This window comes from Nocardia sp. CA-136227, from assembly GCF_050955695.1.
In the GTDB taxonomy this organism is placed as follows: domain Bacteria; phylum Actinomycetota; class Actinomycetes; order Mycobacteriales; family Mycobacteriaceae; genus Nocardia.
The window spans coordinates 2,344,968-2,358,080 of the sequence record NZ_CP192081.1 but is presented as its reverse complement, the minus strand read 5'-3'; the positions used below and the strand labels follow the sequence as shown (position 1 = coordinate 2,358,080).

At 67.8% G+C, this 13,113-nt stretch carries 10 protein-coding genes; 3 read left to right on the top strand and 7 right to left on the bottom strand.

All coding sequences use genetic code 11. The features are described from left to right. Positions 1-61: 61 nt before the first annotated feature. Both ACQP06_RS10630 and ACQP06_RS10625 read left to right on the top strand, forming a co-directional pair. The gene (locus ACQP06_RS10630) at positions 62-571 is read left to right on the top strand and encodes a peroxynitrite isomerase (protein ID WP_433673286.1); all 510 of its coding nucleotides are present in this window, start codon (positions 62-64) and stop codon (positions 569-571) included. Positions 572-781: 210 nt separating this feature from the next. Then, a complete protein-coding gene (locus ACQP06_RS10625; protein ID WP_357092784.1) occupies positions 782-982 on the top strand; it encodes a hypothetical protein in 201 nt (66 codons plus the stop codon). 40 nt (positions 983-1,022) lie between these two features. Here ACQP06_RS10625 and ACQP06_RS10620 read toward each other — a convergent pair whose 3' ends face one another. The 3 genes from ACQP06_RS10620 to ispG all read right to left on the bottom strand — a co-directional run bounded on the left by ACQP06_RS10620 (position 1,023) and on the right by ispG (position 5,054). Then, on the bottom strand, positions 1,023-2,810 hold the full coding sequence (locus ACQP06_RS10620; protein ID WP_433672054.1) for a penicillin-binding transpeptidase domain-containing protein: 1,788 nt from the start codon (positions 2,808-2,810) through the stop codon (positions 1,023-1,025). An 89-nt stretch (positions 2,811-2,899) separates the two neighbouring features. After that, on the bottom strand, positions 2,900-3,763 hold the full coding sequence (locus tag ACQP06_RS10615; protein ID WP_433672053.1) for a GNAT family N-acetyltransferase: 864 nt from the start codon (positions 3,761-3,763) through the stop codon (positions 2,900-2,902). A 157-nt stretch (positions 3,764-3,920) separates the two neighbouring features. Beyond that, entirely contained in the window at positions 3,921-5,054 is a 1,134-nt protein-coding gene (gene ispG, locus ACQP06_RS10610) for a flavodoxin-dependent (E)-4-hydroxy-3-methylbut-2-enyl-diphosphate synthase (RefSeq protein WP_433673285.1), read from the bottom strand. Positions 5,055-5,309: 255 nt separating this feature from the next. Between ispG and ACQP06_RS10605 the strand changes: the two genes are divergently transcribed. After that, positions 5,310-5,948, top strand: a complete 639-nt coding sequence (locus ACQP06_RS10605) for an endonuclease V (protein ID WP_433672052.1) — start codon at positions 5,310-5,312, stop codon at positions 5,946-5,948. 295 nt (positions 5,949-6,243) lie between these two features. Here the strand turns inward: ACQP06_RS10605 and ACQP06_RS10600 are convergent, their stop codons facing one another. The 4 genes from ACQP06_RS10600 to ACQP06_RS10585 all read right to left on the bottom strand — a co-directional run bounded on the left by ACQP06_RS10600 (position 6,244) and on the right by ACQP06_RS10585 (position 13,002). Continuing rightward, entirely contained in the window at positions 6,244-7,884 is a 1,641-nt protein-coding gene (locus ACQP06_RS10600; protein ID WP_433672051.1) for a TerD family protein, read from the bottom strand. Positions 7,885-8,164: 280 nt separating this feature from the next. Further along, positions 8,165-8,410, bottom strand: coding sequence for a hypothetical protein (locus ACQP06_RS10595; protein ID WP_433672050.1), 246 nt, complete (start codon positions 8,408-8,410; stop codon positions 8,165-8,167). Positions 8,411-8,673: 263 nt separating this feature from the next. Beyond that, positions 8,674-11,973, bottom strand: a complete 3,300-nt coding sequence (locus ACQP06_RS10590; protein ID WP_433672049.1) for a protein kinase domain-containing protein — start codon at positions 11,971-11,973, stop codon at positions 8,674-8,676. A 381-nt stretch (positions 11,974-12,354) separates the two neighbouring features. Then, positions 12,355-13,002, bottom strand: a complete 648-nt coding sequence (locus tag ACQP06_RS10585; protein WP_433672048.1) for an MspA family porin — start codon at positions 13,000-13,002, stop codon at positions 12,355-12,357. Positions 13,003-13,113 lie beyond the last annotated feature (111 nt).

The window sequence follows — 13,113 nt, the reverse complement described above, 5'->3', positions numbered from 1 at the left end:
ACCGGGAAAGTCGGCGCGCGGACGCCCCGACCTCCTGCCGGGGCGCGGCGAGCGGATTAAGCTGTCCGCCGTGCTCGAACCCGAAACCGCCGTCGCGCCCCACCCCGATGTCGCCCACCTGGCCCCGCTGCTGGGCACGTGGCGCGGCCGCGGCCGCGGCGAATACCCGACCATCGACTCGTTCGAGTACCTGGAGGAAGTGCACTTCGGCCATGTCGGCCGCCCCTTCCTGACCTACCGGCAGCGCACCCGCGCCGCCGACGGCAGCCGTCCCATGCACAGTGAGACCGGCTATCTGCGCGCGCTGCCCGACGACCGGATCGAACTGATCCTGGCCCACCCCACCGGCATCACCGAGATCTGCGAGGGCCGGCTGGTCCGCGAGGACGGCGAGCTGCGCCTGGAACTCGACTCCACCTCGATCGGGATGAGCAGCAGTGCGAAGTCGGTGACCGCGCTGGGCCGGACCATTTCCGTCACAGGCGACACTCTCGACTACTCCTTGCGCATGGCAGCTGTCGAGCAACCTCTCACGCACCATCTGGCAGCCACCCTGCAGCGCACGAACTGAAAGTGAACTTTACGGTCGGATAGCGGCCGCGAACTGCCGTTCTCCGCCGCAAGCGGAGTGCGGCAGCACATTTACGCCTTGCCCCGGCATACGTCACCGATTACCGTTTCATACATCGGCAAACACTCAGCCAACTCCTAATCGAGGACCGGATCACCGAATTCACACCGTTCGGGTCTCCTTACTCATCCCAAAACAAGGGAGCGGGATATGAAGCGCTCGGCCCTTTTGCTAGTCACCACCGCGGGCATGATTCTCGCGGGCGCCGGTGTCACCGAGATGCTCGGTGACGGATCCGTCGAGGGACCACCCGTCCGGACCCTCGCCGACCAGCGATTCGTGACCGACAATGTCGGTGAGATCCAGTCCGCCGCATGCGTGAAGGTCGACGGCCGCTACACCGGACGCTGACTTCACCCCCGAGTGCTCAGAGACCCCTCCTCGATAGGCCTCAATACCCCTCAGGCAGGGCCGCGACCATATCGCGGGTCACCGCCACGGCGTTGTCGGAGCTGCCGCCTCGCACCACCAGGGTGGCCCAGGCCAGATCACCGCGGTATCCGATGAACCACGAATGCGAACCGCCGTCCACCTCGGCCTCACCGGTCTTCCCGTACACCTCACCCTGATCGACGATGCGCTCGGCCGTACCGCCGAGCACCACCTTGCGCATCATCAACCGCAGGCCGTCGATCACCTCCGGCTTCAACTGCGGCCGGTCCCCCGACACCTGGGTCTGATGACCCGCGATCAGATACGGCGTCGGCGCCGAACCGTGCGCTACCGTCGCCGCCACCAGCGCCATCCCGAACGGGCTGGCCAGCACCTTGCCCTGCCCGATGCCGTCCTCGGCGCGCTGCACCAGATCGTCGTCGGCGGGCACCGAACCCGAGGCCGTCGGCAGGCCCGCGATCGTGTAGTCCAGGCCGAGGCCGAGCGCGGCGGCGGCCGTGCGCAGATCCTCGCCCTCGAGTTCGGAGGCGAGCTTGGCGAAGGACGTGTTGCAGGACCGTTCGTAGGCGGTCGCCATGGCCACGCTGCCGACACTGAACAGGTCGTAGTTCGGAATCGTGCGCTCCCCCACCACGATCTGGCTCGGGCACGGGACCACGGTGTCGGGAGTGGCGTGGCCCGCGGTCATGGCCGCGGCGGCGGTCACCGTCTTGAACGTCGAACCGGGCGGGTACAGACCGGTCGCGGCCACCGGACCGTCCTTGTCGGCCGCCTCGTTCTGGGCGACCGCCAGGATCGCGCCCGTCGAGGGCTGCACCACGACCATCATGGCCTGTTCCTTGCGGACGTCCACCGCGTGCTGCGCGGCGTTCTGGACGTAGCGGTCGACGCTGAGCGAGAAGGACGGGGAGGTCTGCGGATCCACCTCCTCGAGCACGTCGGTGTCGGCGCCGTTGGCGTTGACGGTCACCACGCTCCAGCCCGCCTTGCCGTCCACCTCGTCGATGACGGTCTTGCGGATCTGGGTCATGAGATCCGGGGCGAAGTGGCGGTCGGTGGGGACCAGGTCGAATTCCTTGTTGAAGGTGACCCCGGACAGGCCCATGAGGACCGAATCGACCTCGCCGAACTCCCATTCCGAGAGCTGGGCGACGGTGTAGGGGCCGTCGGCGCGGCGCGCGGTCCGCAGCAGCGTGGCGGCGTCGATCTTCTCGTCGAAGCGGCGCAACGCATTCGCGAGCGCGATACTGACGCCGTTCGGATCGGACGAAGCGGACGGTTTGAACTGCACCCGGAACAGCGCGCCCGGCACCAGCACGTCCCCGCCGGAGCGTTCGTTCACCCGGGCCCGCGGCGCCGGGTTCGAACGCAGTTGCAGCGTCTGGGTATTGCCCAGCTGGGGGTGGATGTCGGCGGCCGACCAGCGCACCTGCCATTGGCCGCCGGCGCGGCCCATCTGCAACTGGCCCTGGTAGGTCCAGACGCGATCCTTGGGCAGATGCCATTCGTAGGTGTAGTCGACGATGGCGGTGTCGCCGGTGATCCGCGCCGCGCCGGTGGTCGCCACCAGCTTCTCCGCCTGCAGCTGGTCCCACGCCGAACCGAGTGCGGCGCGGGCCTTTTCGGGCTGGCTGGTGCGGTCGGCGGCCGCGTCCACATCGTGGTCGGCGAAGTCGGAGACGAAGGCCTCGGCGGCCTGGGCGGGACCCTGGGGACCCGAGGAGCAGCCGGCCGCGGCGACCGCGACCGCGGCGGCGATCAGCGTGGAGAAGACCCGAGTTGACATCGGATCCGATGCTAAGAGCCAACTACTGGCAAACCGGTGCGACACACTGCACCGGAACGGATTTCACGCCGATATCACGCGAAATTCGGTCAATCCAGCAGCACTGTCGCGAATGTGGCGATCTGCCGGAAACCGACCTTCGCGTAGGCGCGCCGCGCAACCTCGTTGTAGCAGTTGACATACAGGCTGGCCGTGCGCCCGGAGGACACCACCACATTGGCCACGGCGGCGGTGCCGGAGGTTCCGTACCCTTCGCCGCGTTTGTCCGGATGGACCCAGACGCCCTGAATCTGCCCGGTGCGTCGCGACAACGCGCCGACCTCCGCCTTGAAGACGACCTCACCGTCCTCGAAACGCGCCCAGGCCCGGCCGGATTCGATGAGCCCCGCCACCCGGCGGCGATAACTGCGTCCGCCGTCCCCGGTGCGCGGGTCGACGCCGATCTCCTCGGTGAACATGGCGATCGCGGCCACCAGGTACCGGTCGATCTCCTCGGGCCGCACCCGGCGCACCCGCAAATCCGGGGCGATGCCCGCGGGCCGATCCAGCGCGAGCAGCGGCTGATCCGCGCGCAGCTCCCGCGGCGGCCCCCAGTGCCCGGCCAGCAACTCCCACAGCGGCAGCGTCAGCTCGCGCCGCCCCACCACCGACGAGCACAGCCGCGGGTTCTTGATCGCCTTCTCCGCGAACGCGCGCAGATCCTCGCGGCCGCCGCGCAGCGGCACCAGATTCGCCCCCGAGAAGCACAGGGAGTCCCCCGGTCCGCCCCGGGTCCACAGTTCGCCGTAGACGCCGCGCTGATCCAGCCCGAACTCCTGCAGGCGCGCGGCCACCATGCAGGTCGCCACGGGATCGGTGTCGAGCACACGCAGAACCTGCGTCAGGTCGCGGTTCGCGAGCTGACGGGCCCCGGATGTCCGGCCCCGGCGAGTCGGCTCCAGCACACTCCGCACGCTCACAGCCTGCCAGAACTTCCCGCCCCGCGCCGCAAGATTGCCACCAGCCGCCCGGCGACCAGCGAAAATATCACGCGCCCAGGGGGATCGGAGACGGCGACGGCCCGGTCCCGCGCGATTGTCGCGCGAGCCGGGCCGTGTCGATCGGGGTGGGTCAGCTCGCGGTGACCACCGGGGCGCCGGAACCTGCCTCGTCGCCCATCTCCTCGGCGATGCGCAGGGCCTCTTCGATGAGGGTCTCGACGATCAGGTGCTCGGGCACGGTCTTGATGACCTCGCCCTTGACGAAGATCTGGCCCTTGCCGTTGCCGGAGGCGACACCCAGGTCGGCCTCACGGGCCTCGCCGGGGCCGTTCACGACGCAGCCCATGACCGCCACGCGCAGCGGGACCTCCATGCCCTCGAGGCCCGCGGAGACCGCGTTGGCGAGGGTGTAGACGTCGACCTGGGCGCGACCGCAGGACGGGCAGGAGACGATCTCCAGCTTGCGCGGGCGCAGGTTCAGCGACTGCAGGATCTGCGAGCCGACCTTGATCTCCTCGGCCGGCGGGGCCGAGAGCGAGACCCGGATGGTGTCGCCGATGCCCTCGCTGAGCAGCGCGCCGAAGGCGACGGCGGACTTGATGGTGCCCTGGAACGCCGGACCGGCCTCGGTCACGCCCAGGTGCAGCGGGTAGTCGCACTGGGCGGCGAGCTGGCGGTAGGCCTCGACCATGATCACCGGGTCGTTGTGCTTGACCGAGATCTTGATGTCGCCGAAGCCGTGCTCCTCGAACAGGCTCGCCTCCCACAGCGCGGACTCGACCAGCGCCTCGGGGGTGGCCTTGCCGTACTTCTCGAGCAGCCGCTTGTCCAGCGAACCGGCGTTGACGCCGATGCGCAGCGGGATGCCCGCGTCACCGGCCGCCTTGGCGACCTCCTTGACGCGGCCGTCGAACTCCTTGATGTTGCCGGGGTTGACGCGCACCGCGGCACAGCCGGCGTCGATGGCGGCGAAGATGTAGCGCGGCTGGAAATGGATGTCGGCGATCACAGGGATCTGCGACTTCTTGGCGATGGTCGCCAGGGCGTCCGCGTCCTCCTGACGCGGGCAGGCGACGCGCACGATGTCGCAGCCGGAGGCGGTCAGCTCGGCGATCTGCTGCAGGGTGGCGTTGATGTCATGGGTTTTGGTGGTGGTCATCGACTGAACCGAGACGGGGAACTCGCTCCCCACTCCGACATTGCCCACCATCAGCTGGCGCGTCTTGCGCCGTGGTGCGAGGACGGCCGCCGGTGCGGCCGGCATCCCCAATGCGATGGCACTGCTCACGATCGGCTGCCTACTTTCCACTGATTCGTCACCCTTACCGGCTCCGAGCTTACCGAGGCTCGAATACCGGTCGCCCTGTGACGGCGGCGACAACGGTACCCGCGCCGGAAGCGGGACTCGGAAGCGGCCGGGACCTACAGTTCATATTCGTTGCAATCGACGCGAAGGTTTACGCTCCGAGAAGTGAAGGTAGCGAATCCCGGCGACTGGCCGTCCACACCGGAACAGGCAGTGGCACTTCAAGATCGGCTACGCAACGCGGTGATTCCCGCGAACCCCCGGCCACCGCGGTTCCGGACGGTTGCCGGCCTCGATTCCGCCTACGACGACCACGGAAATGTGGCCGCCGCCATCGTGATTCTCGACGCAACCACCCTCGACACCGTAGAAACCGCCACCGCCCGCGGCACCACGACATTTCCCTATGTCCCCGGCCTACTCGCCTTCCGCGAACTCCCCACCACCGTCGCAGCCCTCGAAACCCTCACCACCACACCGGATCTGATCATCTGCGACTCCCAGGGCCTGGCCCACCCCCGCCGCTTCGGCTTCGCCTGCCACCTGGGCCTGCTGACCGGCATACCCACCCTCGGCGTCGCCAAGAACGCCTGGGGCGACTACGAGGAACCGGGCCCCGACCGGGGCTCGTCCTCCGTCATCACCATCGACGGCGACCCGGTAGGCCGAGCCCTCCGCACCCGCACCGGCGTGAAGCCGGTCTTCGTCTCGGTAGGCCACCTCATCGACCTGGACACCGCCTGTACCCAGGTCCTGGCCCTGACCCCGGAGTTCCGCCAGCCCGAAACCACCCGCCGAGCCGACCGCCTCTGCCGCGACCTACTGCGCGAAATTTCCCCGGCGCGGCCATGAGATCGAGTTCCGACAAACCGACCGACGCAGAACTGCGATTCCGATTCGAGCGTGCCCTCGCGGACGCACAGGCCGGCATCGAACGCTCGTGCCTCGGGCTGGGACGCGATACAACGGCCGCCCTGGGGGCCATCGCGGACACCGCACCCGACGTGCCCCCGGAACTGCAGGCCACAGCCGAGGCAGCCTTCACCCGCGATATCCCGGCGAGGAAGACACCGCGGCCGCCACACCTGTGAGAACCGAGGTGCCGGTCACGGTCCGCGACGGCGGGCCTCGATCGAATGAGTGCGGATCACATTCGCGCGCCCTTGGCCAGGTTGCAGCCGCGGCACAGGATCTGGAGGTTGTCGATGCTGGTCGCACCGCCTCGGCTCCAGGGGATGACATGGTCGAACTCGAGGTACTCCTGAGCGCCGCACTCGACACACTTCCCGCCGTCACGCTGCCAGACTCGCGACTTCATCTCCTGTGGGATCGCGCGGGAGTCCCGTTGTCCAGGCGCGAGCACGAGACGCTTCGCGATGCGTAGCGCACCCTCGAGGACCGCTGCGACGTACTCGGCATCCCGTACCCGGTAGCTGCCACCACCCCGGGCCGTCGTCGCATCGATCACCACCGTGTCGTATTCGTGCCGAACAGCCACGATCTTGGCCCAGGCGAGTTCGGATCCCGTCCCGGCACCGATGAACCGCAGCTTGCTGCTGCTGCCGAGCAGGCGGCCGGTGGTGTGCTTCGGACCGCTGGCCAGCATTCGTATCTGTGTCGCGTCGACGTCGACGTGCAGCAACTCGTCCATCGCGAGATGCAGCTCGGGACGGCTCAGCCGGGGAAGATCTCCGGCCCGGACCTCGGTGAGTGACCGGCCACGGACCATCCGTTGACGCAGACCGTGAATGAGCGATCCCGCCGCGGACAGATCGGTAGCGGCCTGCAACTCGGAGACAGTCCGTTCGAAGTCGTCCAGTTCCTCCTGGTCGATCTGGTTGTCGGCGAAGGCGAAGGCGACCATCCGTTCCAGATGTGCAATGGCCAACGACCGCAGAGCTTCGCGTCCGGTGGCCTCGCTGACCATGTGGAACTGGAGCATCACCCACAGGTCGTCCCACCGTGAACCGCCGGGACCGTCCTCGATCAGCACCTGCCACGCCTGACCTCGCCAGGTGTCCATCAGATGCTGAACCTCACGCTGACACCATTGACACGGCGACGCGACAACCGTTGGCTGCGCGGCTGATTGGCCGAAGCTCCGGCTCCGGGGTGCGCCACCGACTCGGTGCACTGCCCGCGGACGCCCGCACCGCTCGCAGATCGCCGGTTCCTGTTGTGGATGCCGCGGTCGACGGTCGGCCGTCCAAGCCGTCCCATCCCACCACTGCAATTGCCCTGTGCCGTCCGGCGCCACATACCAACCGGGTGCGACGATCTGTGCGGGTGTCTCGTCGTCGTCCACCGAGACGCCGAATTCCTCGGCGAGTCCGCGCAATCCGCTCGACCATCCTTGTCCGACCGCACGGAACTTCCAGCCGCCGTCCCGGCGATAGAATTCGCCGAACACCATGGCCTGCACGGCTTCCGGGCTCGACACCCGATACTCGAATAGTCGGCCTCCGGTTCCCAACACGCTGAGTACCAGCGCTGGAACGTCCTGGAACGACCCTTGTGCTACGGATCCCGCGATCACGACACGATCCACACCGGATTCGATCGCGTTCAGGTTCACCGCCAGCCCGGCTCGCCCGGCCATCACCTGATCCAGCACCACGGCACCGGACGGATGCTGTGGTGCGTTGAAGAACACAAAATCAGCGTCGGATCGGATCTTCCCCGACCCGGCCAGCAGCAGGGCGTGCGGGTCGACTTCCCGTCCGCCATCCCACTGCAGGACCAGCGACACCGCCGACGCGGCCACGAGCGCATTTGCACCACGTGCCAACTCCACGACCCGAACCCCGTTCCTCACACACAACCGACCGTGAGCCATGTTCTGCGCCAGGGACTTTGGAGTTCATGATCCCCACATCCGCGTCAGTTGCGGCCACGGCGACAAACACTAGTCAGCCGCACCGACGACATTCGACAGAGCGCTGCCTTCAGGCACTATCGGTCATGGTGGGGGCCAGTGCTGTCAGCGGGCGACTGTCGCGTAGGTAGCGGACGATGACGGCGGATCTGCCGGGGAGTGTCGGCGCCGGTGGTCGTATCGAGCGCTCCGACTAGTCCCAATCGAACCAATCGAAGAACTCGAACGGCAGTAGATGCTTGAACCATCCCGGAGGGATTCCCCAGCCCGGAGGGAACAGGAAGCGCTTACTCTCCTGGCTGTGGTCCCCGTGCTGATCGACAGGGGTGGGGGCGTAGTTGACGACCACATCGGCCTGGGTCGGGACGGTCACGGCGGTGACCGGAGCCACCGCGATCGCACCGGCGAATACGGCCCGGGCCACCGTTTGCCTGGTCATTGCGAACATTGCTGAACCTTTCCGATGGTCGAACGCCCGACGCCGGGTCTCACCGGGCGGGCTGGATTCGCAACTCGCGGCGGCGGTGTACGCCGAGGTCGACCGCGCGCGAGGAATGCCACGAAGGCCCAGGGGCAATGCCGAGGGGTCTACCCCACGCAGAAGGGGGCCGACGTGCGCCATGATAGGCACTCGAGGTCAACGGCGGGCTACGTTCGAGCCGATTCTCGGGCGCCGGGGCGATTCATCAGCGGCTCGAGCCCTCAACCGCGTTCGGGTCGGCTCTGTTCGGCGACCCAGGCGGCAATCTGGACGCGCGAGGTGAATCCGAGTTTGGTCAGGATGTGTTCGAGGTGTGCCGCAGCGGTGCGCTGAGAGATGTGCAGGCGGGTGGCGATGGCCCTGTTGGTCAGGCCCTCGGCGACGAGGGTGGCGACCTCCTGCTGCCGGCGGGTCAGCTGCGCCGAAGGACCCCGACGGGGAGCTGTGGCCGCTGGCTGCTCTCCGAGGGCGTAGTCGATCGCGGCGTCGAGATCCAGCTCGGCGCCTTCGCGGTAGGCGGTCTCGAAGGGTCCCCGGCCGAGCGTGCGACGCGCCGCTCGCTCACAGTTCTCGTGGTAGGCCACCAGTTCCGGAAAGATCATCGCGGAAGCGCTGATCGCTTGGGACAGAGCCTTCGCGGCGCCCAGCAACACGGCGGCGCGCCTCGCGCCGCCCTGTGCTTGGGCAACCCATGCCAGTGTTTCCATGGTCTGCGCGACCATGAACAGGTCCTTCTGCTGCCTGGTCATCTGTATCGATTGCCGCAGCAGCCGCAGCGCCCGCTCGCTATCGCCCTGGTGCCACGCGGCAACCGCTGCTCCCCACAAGGCAGCCGACCGATGAAACGATTCGCCGTGGGATTCGCTGATCGCGAGGGCCTGCTCGTAGTACGAGAGGCCTGCTGCGCTGTCCTCCCGAAATATGCACACCCATCCGAGCGCGAACAGGGCCCAGATCTGTCCATAGACGTTCCCATGCGCAGCGAACCACGCCAGGGCGGCTTCCGCGGGGGCGCGGGCATGCGGCGGGTCGCCGCTGCTGAGTGCGTGAAAGGCTTGGCCGAGATCCGCGAACGCGTGCACGATCGGGTCGTCGGTCGTTGCGGCGAGTGCCTGCGCCTGCATGGCCCGCGCGGACACCGCGGCGCGATCGTCCTGGCCGATGGCCACCAGGTTGGCGTGCCACAGCGCCTTGGCGCGCAGCGCCGTAGCGGCAGCTGACCCGTCGGCGAGGGCGCGGTCGAGCCAGTACCGCGCCTCACTGTGCTGGCCTCGGGCGATCCAGAACGGCTGCAGGGCCGCCGCGAACGACAACGCGGCGTCGGATTCCGCCTCGGTGTCGGTCAGGCAGAAATCCAGCGCCTCACGCAGATTCGGTTGCTCGCGGTCGAGGCGGGCGATCCAATACGGCTGGCGGGGGCTGATCCACTCGGCCTCGGCGCGCTCGGCGAGCTGCCGGTACCAGGCCCGGTGCCGACGCCGCAGGTCCGTGTACCGGCCTGTCTGATCGAGCTTGTCGCGGCCATATTGGCGCACCGTCTCGAGCAGCCGGAACCGCACCACCGACCCCGACTCCTCACGGTTCAGGATGGACTTGTCGACCAGGGCGGTGAGGATGTCGAGCAGCGGCGCTCCGAGGTCGTTTCGGCACACCTGTTCGACAGCGTCCAGTTCGACGGTGCCGGCGAACACCGACAGCTGTGCCCACACCTGCTGTTCGGCCGCGGTGCACAGGGAGTAACTCCAGTCGATACACCGCTGCAGGGTCTGCTGGCGGTCCGGTGCGCCGCGGCTGCCGCTGGTCAGCAGCGCGTACCGGTCGGTGAGCCGCTGCAGGATCTGTTCGGGTGACAATGCTCGCAATCGGGCCGCCGCCAATTCGATCGCCAACGGCAGCCCGTCGAGCCCGCGGCAGATCTCGGTCACGGTGGCGAGGTTGTCCTCGGTGAGCGCGAAGTCGGGCACGGCGGCGGCAGCGCGTTCGATGAACAGGGTGACCGCGTCGGAGCGGGCCGCCCTCCGCAGCGACGGCCGCTGATCCGGATCGGGAACAGACAGCGGCCGCACGTGTAAGACCGTTTCCCCGCCGATGCGCAGGGGCTCACGGCTGGTGCTGAGAATCCGCAACGTCGGGCACTCCCGCAGCAGAGTCTCGACCACCTTCGCGGCCGCGTCCACGATGTGTTCGCAATTGTCCAGCACCAGCAGCGACTGTCGCGAAGCCAGGTAGTCGATCAGCATGTCGAGTACCAGCTTCCCTTGCGGGCGCAACCCCACGGCGGTGGCGATCACTCCCGGCAGCAGGGCATCGTCGTGCACCTCCGAGAGCTGGACCAGCCACACCCCGTCCGGGAAATTGCGCTGTGCATCGGTCGCGACCCGCGACGCCAGCCGGGTTTTGCCGACCCCGCCGATCCCGGCCAAGGTAACCAGCCGGGAACTCGCCAGCCGGGACTTGACCTCGGTCAATTCGGTGCGGCGGCCGACGAAGCTCGTCAGCTCGAGAGGAAAGGACCCTGTGCTGACCGGCGAAGCGAACGGCAGGGGCTCCAGGGCCGGCGAGCGACCGGTGGCCACGGGAGTCAACGGAACCGGGGTGCTCTCCTGCCGCTCGGCACCCGCTTCGGCGCGCACCGCCATCTCGTCCACCGGCAATCCGCGCCCGGCTTGCAGTGCTTGCAACTGCTCTCCCAACGCCTCGACGGAGGGCCGCTCCCCCGGAGCATGAGCCATGGCATGTTCGATCACCGCCGCTAGGTCCGGGTCGATACCGTGCTCGCGCAGGTCCGGTGCCGGCTCGGTGGTGATCCGCACGAACTGGGCGACCACCTGCTCGCCGCTGCGTCGCTCGAACGCTGCGTGCCCGGTCAGCGCGGCGAACAAGGTGGCACCGAGTCCGTAGACGTCCGCGGCGGGGGTGGGTGCCTCACCCGCCAAGACCTCCGGCGCGGTGAACGCCGGCGAACCGGTGACCAAGCCGGTAGCGGTGTGGAACCCGTCGGGGATGCGCGCGATACCGAAATCGGTCAGCGCCGGCTCACCATATTCGGTGATCAGGATGTTGCTGGGTTTGACGTCTCGATGCAGGATACCGAGCCGATGAGCCGTCTCGAGCGCCCCGGCAATCCTCACCCCCACTCGCAACGTCTCGTCCACCGACAGCGGACCGTAACGACGGATCCGGGCGTAGAGGGAATCCTGCGGGTAATAGGGCATCACCAGATACGGCCGACCGGACGCCGTCATGCCCACCTGCAGCACCTCGACGATGTTCGGGTGCCCGGTCAGCCGGCCCATCGCCTGTTGCTCCCGGACGAACCGCTCGTGGTTCTCCTCCTCGAGGTCCGCGGTGAGCACCTTGATCGCCACCGTCCGGTCCAACGCCTCTTGGATGCAGCGATATACCAGGCCGAACCCGCCGCGCCCGATCTGCTCGGCGTCGGTGAATCCGGCCGCCGCCAGCTCCGCCGTGATCTCACAGACCGCGTCGCGCTGAGTTTTCAATGGGTCGATGTCGACCATGCGCCGGTCCCGCTTCCTGGAGTGCTCAGGATATCGCGCAGTCGATCATGGCCACCTCGCCTTTCACCCACGGAAGGCGGCGAAGACCTGCGCTCCCGCATGATCATCCACGCGGCGATGCGGCGATCCACTGCGCTCGCTCACCCACCTGATTCGCGTCGCGAATGCCGCCGGGGCCAGGACGCCGGCCGCAGCGGTGATCACGGCCGCAGTACCCGGACCGACCAACAACCGTTGAACCATGCGTGAATCAACTCCTATCGACAATGACCCGACCCGGGATTCGGTTTGCCGCACAAGAGGTTTCACGCAAATCGGGGTAATCCCGGAATTTCGACCTCCGTCGGCGCGAAGGATTACAACTCCGACCGGGCCACCGCTTCAGAAGGTGAACTGATCGCCGTAGGCGGTGGTCTGCGCGAGTCCCACGGCGGTGCTCACCGTGGTGGTGACGAACGGGACGGCCGACACCGGCGAGGCGCATTGGGCGATATTGAGCGCGGCATTGTTGAACGCGATGCGAAGCGGGAACGTCGTGGTGGCACCCAGGCGGGCCGTCTCCGTTCTCGCGACAGTGACCTGGCCGGGTCCCAAGTTCGCGAACACGCCTTCGGCCACACCCAGATTCCCGATGACAGCGGGGCTGATGACCCCAGCGGGAACAACTGTGCCCAGCTGTTGATAGGCGCCGAGATCGGCGTCGAAGCCGCCGTCCACACTGATCCCGCAGCCGAGGATGAATCCCGCGACCGCCTCACCCGAGGTGATCGGGCCCCCGTCCACGGTGACCGAGTAATCGCCGGATATCTGCGCGGCATGCGAGAACGTCATGAGGACGTTCGGTGTCCGGTCACCGGGCGGGCTCGCCTCGATGCTGTCGACCGACGCCGTCACATGGACTCCCCCACCGGAGGCATCCGTGCCGGGCGGCTGAGCGCGACCGAGTCCGGCACCGCCGGCCCACAAGCCCACCCCGGCCAGATTCGCCGCGACCGTAGCGACCAAGGCGCCGGTGAACGAACGTCGCATGCTTGGAGCCTTCCGGTTCGCGATGGGCAACTCGACAACACATGGGGCAGACCCACACGGAGGGATACCGCTCGGCAAGCCTAGACGGCGCCACCATCCAGGCCGTGTCAC

Bases quoted from the DNA above. Each gene is read 5' to 3' on its own strand.
- ACQP06_RS10625 (WP_357092784.1), top strand. From the start codon at position 782: ATGAAGCGCTCGGCCCTTTTGCTAGTCACCACCGCGGGCATGATTCTC.
- ACQP06_RS10620 (WP_433672054.1), bottom strand. From the start codon at position 2,810: ATGTCAACTCGGGTCTTCTCCACGCTGATCGCCGCCGCGGTCGCGGTC.
- ispG (WP_433673285.1), bottom strand. From the start codon at position 5,054: ATGCCGGCCGCACCGGCGGCCGTCCTCGCACCACGGCGCAAGACGCGC.
- ACQP06_RS10595 (WP_433672050.1), bottom strand. From the start codon at position 8,410: ATGACCAGGCAAACGGTGGCCCGGGCCGTATTCGCCGGTGCGATCGCG.
- ACQP06_RS10590 (WP_433672049.1), bottom strand. From the start codon at position 11,973: ATGGTCGACATCGACCCATTGAAAACTCAGCGCGACGCGGTCTGTGAG.
- ACQP06_RS10585 (WP_433672048.1), bottom strand. From the start codon at position 13,002: ATGCGACGTTCGTTCACCGGCGCCTTGGTCGCTACGGTCGCGGCGAAT.